This window comes from Alteromonas sp. ABV4_150, assembly GCF_056311745.1.
Map to the genome: position 1 here is coordinate 659119 of NZ_CM149971.1, position 20681 is coordinate 679799.

A 20681-nucleotide genomic window follows, 5' to 3' on the forward strand; every position below is an offset into this window, starting at 1 on the left:
TGACTTATGCAGATTTGAACTGCATGTTGCATCCAGCTTGCTGATAGTTTTTGTATCTTACCCGCGCAGCCTGTTTGGCGTTCTCGTCCACGGGTACAAAATCGATGATTTGACGATGCTGGTTGGGTGAAGGCACCATGCCGGAACCCACGTTCACCACCATTTGTCGTCTGGCTACCTGCTCTGGCTGCCAACAAATTTCCACCGGCGTTCCCGATTGTGGCCCTTCACCATAAAGGTTATGGGGCACAAAGCGGTCTGCCGGCAGCTGCCATAACAATTCATCAACTTCTTCAGCTTGCGCCTGTGTATCACACAGCACGCTAATTTTTTGCTTGTTGGCAAACGCTGAGGCAATGACTTCACTGGCGCGGCCTGCCACACCATTGTCACTGCTGGTAAGTTGATAAAATATCACTTGTGGCATGAATGATTAGTCCTCTAACTTGATATCAGCGCGGTTCATTAAGAACTGAGACAGCATAGGCACTGGACGGCCTGTAGCGCCTTTGTTCTTACCACTGCGCCATGCCGTACCGGCAATATCAAGGTGAGCCCAGTTGTACTTCTTAGTGAAGCGCGACAAGAAACAACCTGCGGTGATTGAGCCAGCCGGGCGACCACCTAGGTTCGTCATGTCGGCAAATGGGCTTTCAAGCTGCTCTTGGTAATCGTCCCATAGCGGTAAACGCCACGCGCGATCTGAGCTTTGCTCTGACGCATTCAGTAGTTCGTGAGCAAGCGGATTATGCGTACTCATCACAGCTGTTGCATGGTGACCAAGTGCGATAATCGCTGCGCCAGTTAGCGTGGCTACGTCAATCACTAGCTCTGGCTCGTAACGCTCAACGTAGGTCAGCGCATCGCACAACACCAAACGGCCTTCCGCATCAGTATTTAGTACTTCAACAGTTTGACCCGACATAGTCGTTAGTATGTCGCCCGGACGGTACGCTTTGCCATCAGGCATGTTTTCACAGCCAGCCAATACGCCAATAACGTTAATTGGCAAGTTAAGCGCCGCGATAGTGTGCATTGTACCTAATACGCCTGCTGCACCACCCATGTCGTACTTCATTTCATCCATGGCTTCACCAGGCTTTATTGAAATACCGCCTGAATCGAAGGTAAGACCTTTACCTACAAGCACGATTGGCGCTTGATCAGCTGGGCCACCACGGTGATGCATAATACTCATCATGCTTTCATTTGCAGAGCCACGACCAACGGCAAGGTAAGACTGCATGCCCAGCTCTGCCATTTGTGTTTCATCTACCACTTCGGCGGTTACGCTGTCGTACTGGCTTGCTAATTCTTGTGCTTGCTGCCATAAATACGCTGGGTTGCAGATATTTGGCGGCATGTTAGCTACGTCTTTGGTTACTTTCGAACCACGAGCTACAGCTAAACCATGCTCAACCGCGCGCTCACCCACAGTAAGCTCGCGACGGGTAGGTACGTTGAATACAATTTTACGCAGCGGGCGACGAGGTTCACCTTTCTTGGTTTTAAGCTGCATAAAGGTGTAAAGCGTATCTTCTGTCGCTTCTACCGCTTGGCGCACTTTCCAGTAGGTATCGCGACCTTTAACATGAAGTTCGGTAAGGAAACATACCGCTTCCATTGAGCCGGTCTCATTCAATGTTTGAATGGTTTTAGCAATAATGTTTTTGTACTGACGCTCATCAAGCTCGCGTTCTTTACCACAACCGACAAGAAGCACGCGCTCACTTAGTACGTTTGGCACGTTGTGTAGCAACAACATTTGGCCCGCTTTACCTTCAAGGTCGCCACGGCGCAACAAGTTGCTGATATAACCTTCACTGATTTCGTCTAGTTGTTCAGCCACTGCCGTTAGGCGGCGCGGCTCGAAGACACCCACAACAATACATGCGCTGCGTTGTTTTTCAGGACTGCCACTTTTTACACTAAACTCCACGATATCACCTCGCTTTTCGTCGTTTATGGTTTGCACGATGACTAAAATCACGTAACGTTTCGCGCTGCTTTATGTTTTAATACGCAGCATAACTTTTTAGTTCGCTGCAATTCGCGCTTAAAGACCTATTGAATATAGGTCAAATTTGCGTCAAAACACCATGCAAACGGTTTATGATTGCAGGCAAAACTTGTAAAAACGGTAAGTTTAAACAAAATTGTGCTTTCTTTCACTAAAATTCCTAATTTTCCGGAAGGGCTGAGATGCTGATATTCCGCTATTTACTTAAGGAAACGCTGAAATCTCAGTTAGCGATTTTCTTTATCCTAATGGCAATTTTTGTCACCCTTCGATTTGTGCGCGTATTGGGCGACGCCTCGGACGGTGATATTCCTGCTGGGCTAGTGCTTGGCTTCTTGGGTTTATACGCCCCTATTCTCTCTTCACTAGTACTGCCTATCAGCGCCTATTTGGGCATTATGCTGGCACATGGCAGGCTGTATGTAGACAGTGAAATGACCGTAATGCGAGCCTGTGGTATCAGTGAATGGTATGTAACGCGGGTAATGCTTTTCTTGTCTGTACTTATTATGATAGTCACAGGCGCAATCACTCTTTATTTCGCGCCATTGGCTGCAGAGAACGAATATCAGCTGCGGGAAAAAGCCAGAAATGAGGCGGGAATATCGGCGCTAATGCCAGGTAGGTTCCAGCAAACCGGTAATGAAAAAGCAGTTATTTTTGTTCACGATGTAGACAACAACGATAAACTACAACGTGTGTTTTTATCGCAAAATCAAACAGATGACAGCGAAGGTGATGTACGCGTTGTATATGCGCAAACGGGTGAAGTGGCAAACAACCCCGACGGTACACGAAACCTCGTATTAAAAGAAGGTGTGCAGTATGAAGGCAAACAATCTGAAAAGGCTTATCGCAAAGTAGAATTTGACGAATACCAAATTCAGATTGCCGATAAACCAGCGGATGAAACCCGACGCAAGGTAAGCGTATTGCCCACCAGTGAGCTTTGGGAAGACGACAGTATTGAGGCCAGAGCCGAGCTTCAGTGGCGTATTGCCATACCGCTGTCAATCCCGTTTTTAGTGCTGATTGCTGTCCCGCTGAGCGCCGTAGATCCGCGTCAGGGCCGCTTTGGTAAAATGTTCCCCGCCATCCTGCTTTACTTAGGCTACTTCTTACTGCTACTTGCAAGTAGACGCGTACTAGAAGATGGAAAAATGCCGCCACAATTAGGCTTGTGGTGGGTACATACCATCATGTTGATCATTGGTGTCATGTTAATCGTGCGGGACCGAAAAACCGGCACAGAGCTGCGCGCTTGGATATTGGGGAAGAAGTAGATGTTTAAGATCCTCGATTTATATATCGCCCGTACGCTGTTAGGTACTATTACCGTTACGCTTAGCGTACTTATTGGCTTAAGTGCACTCATAAAGTTTGTAGAACAGCTACGTAAAATTGGCGAAGGCGACTACGACATGATGGTCGCCTTTATCTACGTTTTACTGAGTTTACCTCGCGACTTAGAGCAGTTTTTCCCTATGGCCACACTCCTTGGCGGCCTTATTGGTATGGGCGTACTGGCGAGTAACAGCGAACTGGTAGTAATGCAGGCCGCCGGCATGAGCCGCTGGAACATCATCAACTCAGCCATGAAATCCACCCTTGTAATGATTTTATTGGTAATGGCCGTTGGTGAATGGGTTACTCCATACAGCGAAACTAAGGCCAAACAGATAAGAACCGAAGCCATTTCAGGCGGTAGCCTGTTTTCTTCCGATAAGCTGGTGTGGGCAAAAGATGGCGACCGATTTGTAAGCATTGGTCAGGTACTTAGCCAAGACTCACTTAAAGACGTAAGCATTTTTAGCTTCAACCCTGACTTGTCTCTTGAAAGTATTACCTACGCGAAAAACAGTACCTTCGATGGCGATGGCTGGTGGTTAAGCGATGTTGAAGTGACCGAGTTTACTGAAACCAAAGTGTCGGTAGAAGAAAACGAGCGTATGCGATGGAACTCTACGCTAACCCCCGATAAGTTGGGGATTGTAGCGGTTAAGCCAGAAGCTTTATCCATTACTGGGCTGCTAGATTACGTAAATTATTTAGAAAACAACGACCAAGACCCCGCGCGCTACGAACTAGCGCTGTGGCGAAAAATCTTTCAGCCTATATCAGTAGGTGTCATGCTTTTAATGGCACTGTCGTTCATCTTCGGCCCGCTACGTAGCGTTACTATGGGTGCAAGAGTGATTATGGGCGTGCTTACAGGCTTTGGCTTTTTCATACTTAATGAGGTATTCGGGCCAATCAGTTTGGTATATCAGCTGCCGCCGTTTCTGGGCGCTCTACTACCCAGTCTCCTGTTTGCTGCTGTCGCAGGTGTAATGCTTAAACGTTGATAAAAGTATCAGAGCTCGAATAGTTTCACGGTCAAGTTTTATAAAAAAGAGGCATCTTGCAGCCTCTTTTTTAATACTTTTTTAGCGCCCTACTCGCTGTGTTTACCAACTTTTATGGTCGTTCGCTTCTTTGCTCAGCTTCAACACTTCTGTTTGTGCTAAGCGGTCTTGTAGTGATTGTTTATTTTTAAAATCAAACAAAACAAGCAAGGTCCCTAGACCGCCCAACGATGCGACAAGTCGAATAAACAAGCGTGGCCATGTCATAGGCTCTTCAATTGTACTGTAAATTCGTAACCGCCAAGCACGCATACCAAGCGTTTGCCCGCCCCTGCGCCAAAACCACAAGAAGAACCCAGCTATCCACAAACCTACCCAAGTCTGAATAAGCAGTTTATAGCCAAAGGAGGCCTGGATAAGATCTGCAGGTTCGGCATAACCTTGTAGGTCAAGCACACCATTTTTCAACATAACCACCAGCGTTACTATCATCACCATGGCCGCACACATGCCTACAGCAGTTGCCACCAGGGTGTCGTAAACCATAGCTAGTAAACGGCGGATAAATCCCGCTCGCTCAAGGGTTTCACTTTCTGAGTCTGCGCTACTCGCATTTTCATATCCAGCAGTCGTCGACGATTTTGGTGCCGGTTGCCTTTTCTTAACTTTCTTATCGTGTCTTGCCACGGGTATCTCTTCACATCATCATTTTCAATACATATTTTGACACAAGCGCCCTATAGCTTAAACACAATAAGCCACACTAAACGTCATTTAATAAAGTGATTGATAAACCGATAACTGCACTGTTATTAAAAATAATGCATCCAAGTATTCAATTCAGTCGTTATTGTTATTAAAACGGATAACGGAAATCTTAAAGTGACCACATTAACTTTCGCAAAAACACTAACTGCTAGCGCTATATTACTCGCAACTGCGCCCACACTTGCCCTCGATGACCCAGAAGGCGATATTGAGCATATTCGAGTACGCGGTGACTCATCGGTAAAAGACGGTGAATTTATTTCTGCTTCTCAGGGCTGGGTGTCGGGTGACACTATGATTGACCGCCCAATGCTACGCGCTGGTGAAGTATTGGAATTTATTCCAGGTATGATGGTGACGCAACACAGTGGTTCAGGAAAAGCCAACCAGTATTTTCTTCGCGGTTTTAATCTTGACCATGGAACCGATTTCACCGTAAGCGTCGATGGAATGCCGGTCAACATGCGTAGTCACGGTCACGGCCAAGGATACAGTGACTTAAACTTCATTATTCCTGAACTCATCGACAGCCTTAGTTATTTTAAAGGCACCTACTATGCCAATATTGGCGACTTTTCGAGCGCAGGCGGCGCGATTTTTAATTTGAGAGATTCTCTTGAAAACAACCAGATATTCTTAGGTTTGGGCGAATATGGTTTTAAACGCGCCGTTGCACTAAACCAGTTTGAAGCCGGAGAAAGCCGCGTTGTTACGGCTTTAGAATACCAAACCTATGACGGCCCATGGACTGATGTTGACGAAGACGTAAAAAAGAAAAACGCTCATATTCGATATATTACGCCGATGTTAGATGGCCAACTTACCATAACAGGCATGGCTTATGACAATAGCTGGAATGGCGCTGATCAGGTACCAGAGCGTGCTATTCAAAGCGGCTTAATAGACCGCCTTGGCTCTATCGATACTCAAGTTGGAGGTGAGTCTTCTCGCTATAGTCTATCTGCAAACTACGCTAGCGACACATGGAACGCCTCTATTTATGCCATAGACACAGAGCTTAGTTTATTTTCTAACTTCACTTACTTCCTCGATAACCCTGAGCGAGGCGATCAGTTCGAACAAGCTGATGATAGAAAAATCTATGGCGGTGAAATATTTACTACCCTCCCCTTCGCTATTACAGAAGGGAGCAGTATTACCTTGGGCGGCCAGTGGCGCTTTGACGATATTGACAATGTAGGCTTGTATCGCACTCAAAATTTAACCCGGTTTGGCACCGTTAGAGAAGACGCGATAGAAAGTAACAGCTATGCACTTTTTGCTCAGTCCAATATTTTTCTAAATGATAGATTAAGCCTGTCTTTAGGCGGTCGTTATGATTATTTAGATGTTGACGTAGATAGCGATTTAGACGCTAACAGCGGTAGTGCTGACGATGGTATTTTTACGTTAAAAGCAGGTCTTAAATATTTGCTGTCGGAACAGCTCACCGCATTTGCCAATATCGGTCAAGGCTATCACTCAAACGACGCACGGGGAGCGACTATTACCGTCGATCCGGTAAGTGGGGATGCAACCGAAACTTCACCGCTATTAGTAAAGTCTCTTGGTTATGAAGCCGGGGTTAATTTTACCGATAACAGAACCTATAACGTTTCAGCTGCATTATGGCGACTAGAATTAGACAGTGAACTGGTTTATGTCGGCGACGCAGGCTTCACCGAAGCGAGTCGACCATCAGAAAGACACGGTATAGAAGTAAGCGCCTACTACTGGGTTAATCATCATTTAACAACGGACATTGAAGCAGCTTGGACAAAAGCAAGATTCAGCGACAGCGTAGAGGATGAAGGCCGCCATATTGACGGTACAGTACCGGGCGTTGTGAGCGCGGGCCTGACGTATTTTCAAAACGGAAACCAGCTTGGGTTTAGCTATACGCTACGAGGTCGTTATTTAAGTTCTCGAACGGTGGAAAGCTTCGATGAAGTTTCACCGCCATCAACGTTTTTAATGAATGCACAGGTCGCTTATCGTCAGCCGATGTGGGACGTGACTTTAGAAGTGTTAAATGCCCTTGATAGTGATGATCATGATATCGACTACTTTTATGCGTCGAGACTTCCTAGCGAGCCTGAAGAAGGCATAGAGGACTTGCACTATCACCCGGTTGAACCAAGAAACGTTCGTCTTACTGTTTCCTTAAAATATTAACCGAGCAGAAGTTTTTAATAACAGTGGCGCAGACCCTTTTTGGCGCCGCAATATTTTATGTAAATGTTTAAAAAGCGTGCTAGTTTAAATACTTAGAAGCCGCACTTTTCGAGAGCTAGTCTCATTATGAAAATGGTGCCATAACAATAAAAGGTAGGAGCAACGATGGAACATGAAACTTTGTTTCCTCTGCTGTGCAAAACAGCAGACGGCAACAAAAAAGCCTTTGCAGAGCTTTATAAAATAACCAGCCCACAACTTTATGCAGTTGCTTTAAAGCTACTTAAACGGCCAGAACTTGCCGATGAAGCCACACAAGATGCTTACATTAAAATATGGCATAACGCAGGAAATTATCAGCGAGGAAAAGGTACGGTGCTAACTTGGATGGTAAGCATTGCACGCTATCGAGCGCTGGATTTAATTCGCTATCACAATGTAAGAAATGAAGTTGAGCTGAACGATGATGCACCATCGGGAGTAGAAAGCTCACAAAATGTTAAACTGGGTGCAGAGCAAGCTAGATTAGCCGCGTGCTTGGATGAATTAGACGGCCCTCAACGCCAAGCTATTCACTTAGCTTACGTTAACGGCATGTCACATCAAGAAGTGGTGAGTCACTTGGCCTCGCCCCTTGGAACCATAAAAAGCTGGATAAGACGGGGCTTGCAAAGTTTGCAGAGGTGCCTGTCACTATGAATTATTTGAAAGAAGAACGACTTAATGCACTGGCAGCGGAATACGTTGTTGGTACCCTTAGAGGTAAAGCGCGCGCACGCTATCAAAAGTTAATGATGCAATATCAAGCGGTGAGCGATGCAACGGCCCAATGGGAACAATATCTAACCGGATTTGCGGAGACGCTCCCGCCTGTGACGCCGCCAGACGACGTGTGGGAAAACATCCAAGTAAAACTTGGACATAAATCCGCTAACGATGCAAGCCTAGCTAGCGATACACAACCCTCCAGCAAGTCTGGCGAGGTTATCAACTTCGAGAGAGAGAAACAAAAACGTTGGAAGAACTTATCGTTCATATCCACCGCAGCTGCAATGGTATTGGCCGTATTGCTTTTCGTAATGCAACCCGTTCCTACACCAGAGGTTTCTCATATTGCCGTGGTAAACAACGCTGACAATACGCCGTTGTGGGTGATAGAAGTTTCTGACACAACCATGAATGTTAAGGTCACCGATGCTTTCATAGCGTTGGCCGATAAGGATTACGAGCTTTGGATGGTACCTGCTAATGGCGAAGCACCAATATCACTTGGCCTAATGCCTGAAGCAAATGGAGATACCAGGGCAACACCGGATATATTGCTTGACCAAAGCATCATGGCTTTGGCAGTGAGTTTAGAAGCGCCTGGTGGCTCGGTAACGGGTGCACCGACCGAAGTACTTTACATAGCACCCATTGTGTCTGTGTAGTTTTAAACACTAAATTTTTATTAAAAGGCCACCATTCGTGGCCTTTTGCTTACCTATTGGTTCTTTCTAAGCTCTTTCTTAGTTTTATCTGAAATCTCCAAGCGCTCTCCCGTTCCTTTTACTTCTGCCGCTTCTTCATTATTCCTTCCCATCACCTTTAACACTTAATAAAAACTTTATTCTAATTTTTTAAACATTTTTGCATCCAAAGTGAAACTTCAGTCGTTTAACTTTTGAACTCATAAAAACAGAGAGACCTAAAATGATCCAATTCAAACGTAAAACTTTATCTGTAGCTGTAGCGCTGACATGCGCCGCCGTTACAGCGGGCGCAATTGCATCAAGCCACCGAGAAGCACCGAATATTACTCGTCACCCGGCCTTAGATAGCACCGATTTTTACGCTTTTAATAGTTATGAAGAAGGTCGCGAAGACTATGTGACTTTTATCGCTAACTATATTCCACTGCAGGATGCGTACGGCGGCCCTAATTATTTTGCGATGGATCCGAACGCGCACTATGCCATCCATATCGATAGCGACGGCGACGCGGTTGAAGACTTAAGCTTTGTTTTTAAATTTAACAATATGCTCGCTGCTGATAACGAAGGCATTGCTCTGCCAATTGGCCCAGAAGGCGAACAGAAAATGGTGAAAGTACCGCTTAAAAATGTAGGCGGCATCAGCGCAGACGATTCAAGCGCAGCAAACTTCTCGGAAATGTACAGCCTTACTATGGTGAGTGGCGACATGCAGACAGGCACGCGCACTACGCTTACCCCGGCAATGGGCGATATGTTCAAAAAGCCGCTTGATTACATTGGTAACAAAACTTTTACCAGTGAAGCGGAATACGCACGTTATGCTGAAAGCTTCATTTATTCGTTCAGTATCCCTGGGTGCGATGACATGGCCAAAGTGTTTGTTGGTCAGCGTAAAGACCCCTTCGTTGTTAACTTGGGCAAAACCTTCGACTTGGTAAATTATGTACCTGTTGAGGGCGACAGCGCACCGGGTGCAGGCGATGGTGAAGGTTTTCCTGGCGGTATAACGCAAAGTGCCATGAATGATGACTTAGTAGACAAAAACGTAACAGCCCTATCTATTGAAGTGCCAAAAGCCTGCGTTACGGGTGAAGGCAATGGCGTAATTGGTAGCTGGACCACGGCAAGTTTGCCGCAAGCGCGTATTTTGAACCCAGATGCCACTTTTGCTAAACCTGAAACTAACGGCGGCGCAATGACCCAAGTGTCTCGTTTAGGTAGCCCGCTAGTCAACGAGCTTGTTATTGGTATTGGCGATAAAGACAAATTTTCTAGCTCTCATCCAAGTGCAGACGGTCAATTCGCTGATTATGTAACCCACCCTTCTTTGCCAGAACTACTGAACATTCTGTTTAAAGATGCAGTGAATACTACACTGGGTACGGATATTGAGACCCTTGCGCCGACGAATTTCCCGCGTATGGACTTGGTCACAGCCTTCCTTACTGGCTTCCCTGGCGTTAACCAGCAAGCTACGGTAACTGCGTCTGAAATGCTGCGCCTAAACACAGGGATCCCAGCAACACCAGCAGAATCGCAGTCAGCTTTTGGTGTAGCAGGTGATGACTTAGCAGGCTTCCCAAATGGTCGTCGCCCTGGTGATGACGTGGTTGATATTGCCCTTCGCGTTGTTATGGGCCGCTTGTGCTATCCCATCCCGGTAGCAGGTGAAGATACAGACCTTGGCCTTTGTACACCAGAGGACGCCAGCGTGGGTAATGTACCTTTCACTGATGGTGCACCTGTAGATGCAAGCATGATTGATTCATCGTTTCCTTACCTAAAAACACCACTTGCTGGCTCTGAATAAGGAGACCCATCATGTCTACGAAGATTAGGTTATTAAATAAGCGCAGTGATGCAACTGCGCCTATAAAGCAAACGTCAGGTAAACGTCAACAACACCGTATGTGGATTGCTTCAGGGTTGGTATTAGCACTTTCAGGTTGTTTCGATAGTGACGACGATAACGACTATCAACCCCCAGAAGAAAATGCTGCGCCGGTAGCCGTTGATGAAATGTTGACGACACAAGCAGATATTGCGATTGATGGCACCTTGTCAGCTACCGATGCCGATGGTGATGCGCTTACGTTCGGGCTTGGTGAAAACGGTACGTTAGGTAATGCAGAAGTTAATGCTGATGGCAGCTTTACCTACACACCTAACGCTCAGGTAACAGGAAGCGATAGCTTTACATTCACCGTTTCTGACGGTGTTAACCCAGAGGTTACGGCCACCATTAGCGTTACGATTGAGGCACAGCAGGTATCGCTTTCTAGCTATACCCGCGACGCCTTCAATCAAGCGCCAACGGATGATCCATTACCAATAAATGGAAGGGAGTTCATCCAAGATGCTGACAACTCTACATTTGATGACTTGTTGATAGACCAATAACACGCATCAAATAAAAGGAGTTTGTTAGCACATAACCAGTGTCAACCGTAAAGCCAAGGACGGCTTTTTTTAAGGAAGTAGCAATGAAGTTTATAAAGTACTCTGCTCTGAAGTTCATTTTGGCGAGTACATCACTTACCCTGTCGACTTTTTCAATATACGCTCAACAACAAATCCCTGATATCAATACTGTAATAGCAAGCTGGGAGCCTGAACAGTTATCAATAACAAGCTTGAATGAAGCAGAAAAAGTGCTGTCATCAAGTCGCTATATTTCCGCAAAAGGAGACGAAAGAGAGCGGGTGGCTCGCTTCGCCAACTCTATGCGAGCAAACTTCACATCGTTAAATGCTGGGCAACAAGAACGCCTAGTAATCTTAGAGGCTCGCTTGTTACAAGGCACTCATAGGTTCGAAGAAGCCAAGCAACATTTAAAACAAATTGCCTACTTTCGCTCGCCGGCCGCTTACTTACTTATGGCTGATATTGCCACGCAACAAGGTGATGTTAAAAAAGCAAAAGAAAACTGTGAAAGACTGGTAGGGAAAACAAGCTTTCTGATTGCTTTTACTTGCATGGTCAACGCTGAGTTTTCTCAGAATGCTCAGACAAAGTTGCTTCAAAAACTGAAGGCCTTTGAAACTTATACCAGTAATGCTCGGCCTTCTGAACGCCAGTGGTTTTACGAAGTATTAGCAGATATATCACTTCAGCTTGGCGACGCTGAAGCCGCCCTTGGTTATCTATCGCAAACTGAGTTCAAACAACTTCCAATAAGCGCGATGCTAGTGTGGGCAGACGCTAATTTGCAATTAAGAAAATATGAGACTGTTACTACCACGCTTGCCCGCAATATCGCAGATATTGCGAAAGCAGATGACGGCTTACTTCTGAAATGGGCTATCGCAGAACGTGGACAAGGTATCACCTCTTCAACGGTGCAATCTCAACTGTCAAAAAATATGGAAATTCGAGTGTGGCGTGAAGATAGCTCTCACGCGGCGCAAGTCGCCACGTACTTTTTAGAGATAGAGCAAGATTACCCAACTGCCCTTAAATTTGCTGAACTCAATTGGCAATATGCCCAAGCGCTAAGTGACAAACGTCTGTTAGAACGTGCTCGCAAAGCTAATGATGAGCCAAGCGATGCTTAGGGCTTTCAACCATTTCAGCGAACGAACCATGATAAGATTTATTGTATTTTTCATAGTAGCGTCTTTCAGTTTTCCAACCATTTCTCACGAGCTAAGCAACGGTTATTTAACCCTTAAAAATGAATCTGGCGAGACACTTTCAGGCGAGCTTTTGCTTAAACCTACAGACATTGGACAAGCTGCCGTGCTCGATACTAATAATGACGGCAAGCTGACATGGGGTGAAGTTAAAAGAAACCACAATCTAGCGAATGATTACATTCAAAATCACCTAATAATTCGTGGTAGCGAGACACGGTGTACTATTAGTGTTGCCCACCCCTCTATTAGAGACATATCTGCAGAGTCATTATTGGCATATCCGCTGTCGGTGAACTGCGCTTTTTTAAACGAAGTGTCTGTTCGTTACACTGGTATAGTGAGCGACTTTCCTACACATAAACTGCTTACTTCCATCACCTTTGATGAACAAACAAGTGTGCATGTACTAGATAGTGAACGCAGCTTTATCATCTTGACGCCTCATGACAACCACTGGGTTACGCAATTTGGTGAAATGGTTTACCAAGGCATTTGGCATATCTTTATTGGCCTAGACCACATATTATTTTTAGTCGCCACATTACTGACCGTTAATTTATTTAGAAAAAATAAACAATGGTTAAAAGAGCAAAGCATCAAGCGTATTATAAAAAGCACGGTGATTTTGGTAAGCACCTTTACGCTTGCGCACAGTATTACGTTAACCGCTACTGCTCTTGATTTTATAACGCTTAACAGCCGGATTGTCGAACTCGGCATCGCTATTTCGGTGGCCATTACTGCACTAAACAACGTGTACCCTATCATCATGCGTTTGGGGTTCATTACCTTTGGATTCGGCTTACTTCACGGCATGGGGTTCGCGAGTGTGTTTGGCGACCTGAATGCCCAATCTGGCAGCTTAGTGATGAACGTGCTTGCATTTAATTTAGGTGTAGAAATAGGACAACTTGCCATAGTTGCACTGCTACTTCCCATACTTATCCTACTTAGAAACGTCAGGTTATATTCGAAAGCCATTATGCCAATTACGTCATCAATTATTGCGGTTATAGCACTTAATTGGACACTGCAACGGTGGTAAACGTCATTGCATTGTTGATTAATAAAGAAATAGATTTGACTGTACTTACTTTTGGACAATCTTTCGGCACTTAATCATAAAAAGCGTAAAAAGTTGTTGTATAGGCGCGCCGCATCGCTATAATGCCAAGCATCAACACCACGTTGATATCTATACACAATGCCAGTGTGATGGAATTGGTAGACATGGCGGATTCAAAATCCGCTGCTAGCGATAGCGTGGCGGTTCAAGTCCGCCCACTGGTACCATCTCTTCTTATAGAAGTAGATACTGAAACCGACTTTTGAGTCGGTTTTTTTGTGTCTGAAGTTCTACAAATCGCCACGCGAGCGTGTCGGCCGAGAATCGGTCTTGTCGACTTCTCCGGCCTGATGTGCCTCGCTAAAAAACAATCTAATGGCCTCTTTTTCTCAGTCTTTGTCCATACTTTCGAATTGGTCTAACAGGTGCGTTAACCTGCGGCCGGATATTTCCTGATAAAGCCAAGCAATTAATTTATTTGTTCTATTTTCTGGCTTTAGGTTATGGACAAGCAGCACCGCCAGAGCTCCAAATATCAAGGCAATAATTGAAAATCTAATTACTGTGTCTGCCGACATTAATGAGAATAAATCAACGCCAAAAAACAGGTCGTAGCCCAGAAATACATAAGCCATGTAAAAAGGTGCAGATAGAATTAGTAGTTTAAAAACATTCAGACTGTGCGTTCTTACAGCAATTAGATCATTCAAGATTTCCTTCATTGGTTTCGAAAAGTCTATCTTACTTAACAGCGCGATTTGGCCGATACTCCCTGCTAGCCCCACTATTGCAAATACATTAAGCACAAATGCAGAAACCACTGGTGCAGTTAGACTCCAGGACAAAGCCATATAGGCACCCAAAGAAAGAGCGATGCAAAAAAATACAATGCCTTCGATGGCTCTCGTCAAAATGAGCTTATTCAACTCGCTTTTGTTACCTTCAGCCTGTATTTTTTGAAGTAGTTTTTTATTCAGGCTCATACTCTCATCTAATTTTTCGCTATGTGCCTGCCACATAGACTGCATCTGTTCTAAATTCATATTTTATCCCTTTTTTCTTAAGCCGACTTTGTCTTTAACTTCTGTTTAATTCGACCGATCTTGGTGGAGACATTTGAAACTGTGATATTTAAGTTAGCCGCAATTTCAGACTGGCTTACACCTTCTAGATACATCAACAATACCGCTTTATCTACGCCGCTCAGTTTGTTTATAAATGTGTATAACTCATTCAAACTCTGTTCATTTTCTCGCTCAGTTTCCATGTCATAACTCAGTAACTTGTCTTCCATTTCTTGATGCTTATAAGCAGTTGTCTTATCTTTCCTGTAAAACGATATCGCAACGTTAAGCGCCACTCGATACATCCAAGTTGTTATTTTAAAGCTGTCATTGTAGGTATCTAACGAACGCCAGATTTGAGCGAGAATTTCTTGGACTAAATCCTCTCGGTCAAACTCATTGCTGCAGTAGGAGCGAGCGACTTTAAACACTATTCCCTTATGCCTTTCTATAATGTCTAAGTACATTCCATGCCTATCGACGCTCATTTCACTATTCTCAATGGATTGAATCTTTTCATAGCCTAAGTCTTTTTATCTTATTCACTTTATAGTTGGTCTAGAAGCATGCCTACCACTAGTGCCTGCTCCTTCCCAAATAGAATGTAGTTAACTAATGATTCGCGGCCGAGAAATAAATCTCACAATATTTTTTAAATTAGATTGAAAAAGTTGTTCAACGTGTTGTGACTCTTTCAAGCTGCAAAGCTAACAGCAGTGAGAATAAAATGCATGAATTGCTGACCTGCATTCCTATGTAGGAATATGGCCTAACAAACACAAAACGCATTAAAGAAAGTGGGATGGTGTCATAAACATTGCACTCTAATTGAACAAAAAGCGCTTATTTTACGTGAAGTAGACGGGCGGACCTGCGGGAAGAATATAATGAGAACGCGCGAATATAAGCACAGCGCAAAAGGCTTAATAAAGCGGGCAATGCCAGAAATTGACTCCGCAAATATAATTCATCGTCTGTTTGATTAAAAGTAGTTGCGCTATTTAATCTGTGTCATACGCCAAAGCGCTGTAAGCAATGCCGTCGTATGCGCCTAAAAACTCTGTTTTTAGGCTCTATTTTGTAAAAAAAAAGGTAAAGCCTTCGCTTTACCTGTTTTTTTAGTTTAACTAATACAAGACTGGGGCTCAGTTTGACTTCATATGCACATGGTCGAAGCTTATAAAGCCACAGCCACCTGGTTCGTTGTCGTAAATTTCTACTTTAACGCTACTACCAATGTAAGCTGAAAGATCTATTTCCTGCCAATCGTCGTCGCCATCAATGGCAGCAGGGCCGCATGAATTAGGCACTATGGAAGCCAGTTCACTATCGTCACTGGCATCAAGCACACGAACTCCTACAGCAGCCTCACCGTTTCCACCCGCGAGTAGCAGTGATAACACCGGCCGCTCAGCCATTACTTCAAATGCTGGAGAGGTTAGCGTTCCAGTTGGAGCGTCACATCCTTCTGCGTTGTTGTTAATTTCACAGGTTGAAATTGCACGGGCACCTACATGCGCAACGCCAGAAACACCTTGCCATGATTGCTCGTCTTGCGGATTTTCAAACGCGCCAGTACCAACCCAATCAGTCGTTAACGCATTGTCGAAGCTACCAATCACTTGCTCAAAGCTTTGTGCATTTACCGTAACATTGAACCCTAATGTAGGCTGCACGTCAGCTATCCCCGCATTTCGGGCGGTATCAGGAAGGTGTAATTCATCAGTTTGATAAACGTGGTCAAAACCAGCGAACCCACAGCCTCCAACTTCTTCATCGAAAAACTGCACGCGCACATACGCATCTCGAATGTTCGTTAAGTCAAAGTATGTCCAATCGTCGTCACCATCAACATGTGGCGGCCAGCATGGATCTTTACCAGGTAAAAAAGTAAGTAATGTGTTTTCTGCAGTATCGAGCAATCTCACGCCAACAGGCGTATCAATGAACCCTCCAGTGAGTAAGAATTGTAGGTAGTTATTTGTAATTTGAAATATAGGGGACGTTAGCGTGCCCGTAGGTGCATCACACCCCTCTAAGTTACTATTAATCTCGCATGTCGATACTGCGCGGTCACCAATTTTTGCTGGCGCCGGATCAAAGTCTGCTATGCCAGATGTACCTTCCCATGCAGTCTCTTCCTGCGATGCCGCAAAAGCCCCTGTAGCTAGCCACCCTTTGCTTAATGTATCGGCAACAGATTCGAAACTGCCACCAGGCAAGAGACCCTCGTTCCCGTTAACTGCGTCAAAGCTTACGTTGGTAGCGGTGAATGTTTTTTCTGGAGCGGTAAGCACTCCCGCTTCTGTGCCAAGTTTGTTTGCTGTTTGATATAAATGATCAAAGGCAAGGAAACCACAGCCAGCCGACTCGTTATCGAAGATTTTTAGGTTGACTGTTTGCCCTACTAAGGCGCTTACGTCAAAGTGTACCCAGTGTTGATCACCTTTAATAAAGGGGTCACCACATGTATTAGGTGTGAACGTACCTATCATCTGCCCTAGGCCGCTTTCCCCCTCGATTGGTGCAAATACACTTATACCCACATCGTTGCTGCCATTACCACCAGACATTAGAAATTGTAAGTAAGGCTGTGTGATTTCTACATCAAATATTGAAATGGTGCCAGTTGGACCGTCACAGTTGCCTGGCGCTTTGTCAATTTCACACGTGGAAGCCGCAGAAACCCCAACGTATTGTGCTCCTTCTGCGCTGTTGAAATTGCTCCAACCATTAGCGGCCACATCACCATCAGCGAATATACCAGTAACAATAAATTTACCTTGCGCTTGTACAATATCTATAGGAGTTTCGAAACTTTCGATAAGACTTTCAGGCGAAAACGTAAATTCATCCGTGGTAAGCCCGGGCGTTGCGCTAGTCGCCAGGGTCGGCTCGTATCTTTCAGGCTCATCATTTTCAACGTCAGTCACTTCTACCGTGAGCTCGTGGGAAACAGGCGCAGTATAAGTGTCGGTTACCGTAATCGTGAAGGTATAGATATTGTTTGCATCAGCGTCACTTGGCGATTCAAAGTCAGCTAAAATTCCAAATCGAACATCACCGCTTTCGCTAACGTTGAACGAAGCAGCATCTGCTCCAGACAGCGATATGGTAAGTGGATTCCCATCTACATCAGAAATGGAGAGCGACGCAACGCTAGCTGTATTTTCGGGCACAGACACGGAATTAGGACCGCTAATTGTCGGTGGCGTGTTTTCTGGAATAGGTCCTGGATCCTGTCCACCACAACCGGCAATAACAAGGCTACACATTGAAATTGAGACAATATTTTTTAGTTTCATTGTAATCTCTTCCTCTTAGAAACGATAAGTGAGCATAGCTCTAACAGTACGACCGAAAAGTGGACGACCTACGCCACGGTTTGTTGCGCCATTCGGGCCTTTCAGTTCTACAACAAGAGGATCGCCTTCTGTAAACGATAATTCGTCAGTTAAATTTGAAACGTGGAATTGAAGCGCAAGATCTTCGCTATGGTCATAGATAAAACCACCATCAATATGGAAGTAAGCAGGGTAAACCGTCACGTCGAAATCACTGGATTCAGAAAAACGTTCATCAAACCAGGTGTATTTCAAATAAGGCTTTAATGGTATGCCAGTGTAAGGTTTAAGATCCCAAATAGCTTGTAGGTTAAGCATTACGTCAGCAAGGCGACGAGGAGACCTTCCGTCTTCACCGATGTTTCTAAACTCATAGCCTGTGACTACATCGTTCTCAACTATGGTGTTCACAACACGATAGTTGGCCCCTACAATCTCTGGGTCTTGAACAACCACATTCCCGCGTAGCTCAAACCCCTCTACGAACTCTGGACGCCAAGAAAACTCAACTTCGGCACCAATATTTTTCACACCACGCTCAAAAAATTCCGTCACTAACGGACAGGTGTTAATGTCTGCAATTCCCTCGTTAACCGTACACTCGCTAGAGGTAAAATCTCGGTATTGAACACTGTTCTCTCTAGGACTGAATTCATTATAGAAAACAGCCACTTGGGTATCCCAGGTTTCCGCGATATAGCGAATACCTGTTTCGTACTGCCATATGGTTTCTATTTGCTCTTCTTCTCGCGAAGAATCGACTCTGAACTCGTTAAAATCTTCAAAACTAGGTAGGCGGAAAGAGTGCGATACTAAACCGTAGATAGCTAGGTTATCCTGCAGCGCGTAGTTGGCGCCTATCGACCAGCCGTCACCTTGAAATTTGTCGTCAAGGGTTCTAGGGTTGCTAGGTAAAAAAATCTCATCATCGGCTGTCGTGTCTTCTGCCGAGCCAACTTCAATAGAATCAGGTGTAAAATTTGAGCCTTCGATTATATTTCGATCTAGTCTAAGTACAGTGGCTTCAACTTCTTGCCATCGATAGCCAATATCAATCTTTAAATCGCCATCTAATAGCTCCCAATGATCGTGTATGTAAAACGCTTGACCTTTTGCATCAATTTCAGAGTTATAACCGAAGAAACCTGGTAAGAGCGCCCCGCCTTGAGTTAAAGAAGGTCCTATTTTATTGCCATCTTCATCAGTAACGTAAAGGTCGACTAATTTAGACTGTGCTTCCATAGTCGATACAAGAAGAGAAGATTGGAAAGTCTGATCAACGCCGTAGTCACTACGATAGTAACCTAAGGTAAATGTGTGATCGCCATACAGGGATACATTCTTCTGAAGGTTTATGTCAAAAGATGTACTCTCTGCTTCAGTGTTGGCAATAAATGGAAGAACGAAGTTCATTATAGTATCGCCAGCCACCTGTTGACCGTTATTTAAATAGAACGCTGAAACTCCCTGCCCTTTTGCATAGTTATTGATGAAATCTGCGCGACTGATACCCGCAAATGCAGCATCGGCATCGTCTGGAATATTGAAAAAGCCCTGCAATTTTGCAGCGTCGTATTCACCGCGGAGCGCTTGGCCAAGCGCTGGGTTAATAACATCATTTTGCCAGCGGGCTTCTGTAAACCTGTCTGTTGACGTAGAGTCATTGCCCGCAAACATCGCATTAAAATCATTAGTGCCAGAGCTATGACGTAGCCCTGCTTTTAAGGTCCAGTCATTTTTAAAGAAATGCCTAAGCTTTAGCGTATACACGTCAAAATCTGCATGTAAGCCATCTGCTAAGTCAATATCTCGACTGCCATATTCACCTAACTGAGTGAAGTTCCTATTAAAAGGTGATGCAATGGTACCGTCAGCGAGATCAATCCCTAGAGGCCAAACTTCATCCATATCGATTTGGATTGGGTTATCTGGTGTGCCTCGTTCTGAAAATGCTGGAATTTGAAAAGGAACGTTTTGGTAAAATGCAGTATGATCGTCAATAGTAAGAAAATGTGCTTGAATCTCAGTGTTATCATCATCAGACCACCAAACTAGATTTCCCCTGAGCTGGCCACCTTTGTCCGCTGTATAACCAGGGTCTCGAATACCATCTGATTTTCGATAATAGCCCCCAAGAGCAAAAGTCAGGCTCTCATTAATTGGACCTGAGGTATAAAAGTCATTTCTTATAAAGCCGTAATCAGCTAATTCAAGCTTGTAGGCGCCTTCAAATTCTTGACCGCCAGTGCGGGTAACGTGGTTAACGGTTGCACCTAGGCCATTCGAATATAGGATTCCGCCGGTTCCCCCTTTAACTACCTCAACACGCTCAGTCATTAAGTCACCACGAGCTGCAGTGTCATTGTTCATAAACTGCACTTCGGGCTCTTCAAACCATGGAAGCCCATCTATAAGCTGTGGCGCATAGCGATAGCCACCAGTTACAGGCAGGCCACGTACGGTAATATTATTACTCGCTTCACCCGCTGAACCACCCTCAGCAAAAATACCTGGAACGTTCTGTAGCAAGTCTGCTGTGCTAATTGGCGCGAGACGCTCTATCGCCGCTTCGTCCAACGTATTGATAGAAAACGTGGCATCTTTTTTAAGCATTTTTTCGCCGATGACGCCTGTAACGATGATAATTTCAGCTTCGTTTTCTTGTTTACTTTTCTTTGATTCGACATCGTCGCTCTGCTGCGCAAGCGCCGTGTTCACCGCTAGTGCAATTGGTGCAACGCCGAGCAAAAATTTATTTATTTTTTTGTTCATTTGAATAAAACCCTTAC

At 44.8% G+C, this 20681-nt stretch carries 16 protein-coding genes and 1 tRNA gene; 10 read left to right on the top strand and 7 right to left on the bottom strand.

Annotation, left to right across the window (positions count from 1 at the left end):
- Nucleotides 1-4: 4 nt before the first annotated feature.
- Complete coding sequence (locus tag ACYX4M_RS02855) at nucleotides 5-427, bottom strand: DNA polymerase III subunit chi (RefSeq protein ID WP_118492478.1); 423 nt, start codon at nucleotides 425-427, stop codon at nucleotides 5-7.
- A 6-nt stretch (nucleotides 428-433) separates the two neighbouring features.
- Nucleotides 434-1939 carry a leucyl aminopeptidase gene (pepA, locus tag ACYX4M_RS02860; RefSeq protein WP_071817605.1) on the bottom strand — a complete coding sequence of 502 codons (1506 nt, stop codon included), beginning with the start codon at nucleotides 1937-1939 and terminating at the stop codon, nucleotides 434-436.
- Nucleotides 1940-2202: 263 nt separating this feature from the next.
- Here pepA and lptF point away from each other — a divergent pair, with 263 nt between their 5' ends.
- On the top strand, nucleotides 2203-3303 hold the full coding sequence (gene lptF / locus ACYX4M_RS02865; RefSeq protein WP_476081808.1) for an LPS export ABC transporter permease LptF: 1101 nt from the start codon (nucleotides 2203-2205) through the stop codon (nucleotides 3301-3303).
- Complete coding sequence (gene lptG / locus ACYX4M_RS02870; protein WP_476081809.1) at nucleotides 3304-4365, top strand: LPS export ABC transporter permease LptG; 1062 nt, start codon at nucleotides 3304-3306, stop codon at nucleotides 4363-4365. It abuts the gene before it with no gap.
- 102 nt (nucleotides 4366-4467) lie between these two features.
- Here the strand turns inward: lptG and ACYX4M_RS02875 are convergent, their stop codons facing one another.
- Nucleotides 4468-5052 (bottom strand): RDD family protein, encoded by a 585-nt coding sequence (locus ACYX4M_RS02875; RefSeq protein ID WP_476081810.1) that lies wholly within the window; start codon nucleotides 5050-5052, stop codon nucleotides 4468-4470.
- A gap of 195 nt (nucleotides 5053-5247) precedes the next feature.
- On the opposite strand from ACYX4M_RS02875, the gene ACYX4M_RS02880 reads away from it, so the two are divergent.
- The 8 genes from ACYX4M_RS02880 (at nucleotide 5248) to ACYX4M_RS02915 (ending at nucleotide 13711) form a co-directional block, all read left to right on the top strand.
- Nucleotides 5248-7308 carry a TonB-dependent receptor gene (locus ACYX4M_RS02880; RefSeq protein WP_476081811.1) on the top strand — a complete coding sequence of 687 codons (2061 nt, stop codon included), beginning with the start codon at nucleotides 5248-5250 and terminating at the stop codon, nucleotides 7306-7308.
- A gap of 165 nt (nucleotides 7309-7473) precedes the next feature.
- On the top strand, nucleotides 7474-8007 hold the full coding sequence (locus tag ACYX4M_RS02885) for a sigma-70 family RNA polymerase sigma factor (RefSeq protein WP_474871706.1): 534 nt from the start codon (nucleotides 7474-7476) through the stop codon (nucleotides 8005-8007).
- The gene (locus tag ACYX4M_RS02890; RefSeq protein ID WP_476081812.1) at nucleotides 8004-8738 is read left to right on the top strand and encodes an anti-sigma factor; all 735 of its coding nucleotides are present in this window, start codon (nucleotides 8004-8006) and stop codon (nucleotides 8736-8738) included. The genes ACYX4M_RS02885 and ACYX4M_RS02890 overlap by 4 nt, the downstream gene beginning before the upstream one ends.
- Before the next feature lie 262 nt (nucleotides 8739-9000).
- Nucleotides 9001-10593, top strand: a complete 1593-nt coding sequence (locus tag ACYX4M_RS02895; RefSeq protein ID WP_476081813.1) for a DUF4331 domain-containing protein — start codon at nucleotides 9001-9003, stop codon at nucleotides 10591-10593.
- Between the two features lie 11 nt (nucleotides 10594-10604).
- The gene (locus ACYX4M_RS02900) at nucleotides 10605-11183 is read left to right on the top strand and encodes an Ig-like domain-containing protein (RefSeq protein ID WP_476081814.1); all 579 of its coding nucleotides are present in this window, start codon (nucleotides 10605-10607) and stop codon (nucleotides 11181-11183) included.
- An 83-nt stretch (nucleotides 11184-11266) separates the two neighbouring features.
- Entirely contained in the window at nucleotides 11267-12337 is a 1071-nt protein-coding gene (locus ACYX4M_RS02905) for a tetratricopeptide repeat protein (RefSeq protein ID WP_476081815.1), read from the top strand.
- Between the two features lie 28 nt (nucleotides 12338-12365).
- On the top strand, nucleotides 12366-13463 hold the full coding sequence (locus tag ACYX4M_RS02910; RefSeq protein WP_476081816.1) for a HupE/UreJ family protein: 1098 nt from the start codon (nucleotides 12366-12368) through the stop codon (nucleotides 13461-13463).
- Between the two features lie 161 nt (nucleotides 13464-13624).
- Nucleotides 13625-13711: transfer RNA gene (locus tag ACYX4M_RS02915), tRNA-Leu, on the top strand.
- A 162-nt stretch (nucleotides 13712-13873) separates the two neighbouring features.
- Here ACYX4M_RS02915 and ACYX4M_RS02920 read toward each other — a convergent pair.
- The 4 genes from ACYX4M_RS02920 to ACYX4M_RS02935 form a co-directional block, all read right to left on the bottom strand.
- Nucleotides 13874-14527 (bottom strand): hypothetical protein, encoded by a 654-nt coding sequence (locus ACYX4M_RS02920; RefSeq protein WP_476081817.1) that lies wholly within the window; start codon nucleotides 14525-14527, stop codon nucleotides 13874-13876.
- Between the two features lie 17 nt (nucleotides 14528-14544).
- Nucleotides 14545-15015, bottom strand: coding sequence for an RNA polymerase sigma factor (locus tag ACYX4M_RS02925; RefSeq protein WP_476081818.1), 471 nt, complete (start codon nucleotides 15013-15015; stop codon nucleotides 14545-14547).
- Nucleotides 15016-15693: 678 nt separating this feature from the next.
- The gene (locus tag ACYX4M_RS02930) at nucleotides 15694-17853 is read right to left on the bottom strand and encodes a cadherin repeat domain-containing protein (RefSeq protein ID WP_476081819.1); all 2160 of its coding nucleotides are present in this window, start codon (nucleotides 17851-17853) and stop codon (nucleotides 15694-15696) included.
- 15 nt (nucleotides 17854-17868) lie between these two features.
- Complete coding sequence (locus tag ACYX4M_RS02935) at nucleotides 17869-20664, bottom strand: TonB-dependent receptor (RefSeq protein WP_476081820.1); 2796 nt, start codon at nucleotides 20662-20664, stop codon at nucleotides 17869-17871.
- Nucleotides 20665-20681 lie beyond the last annotated feature (17 nt).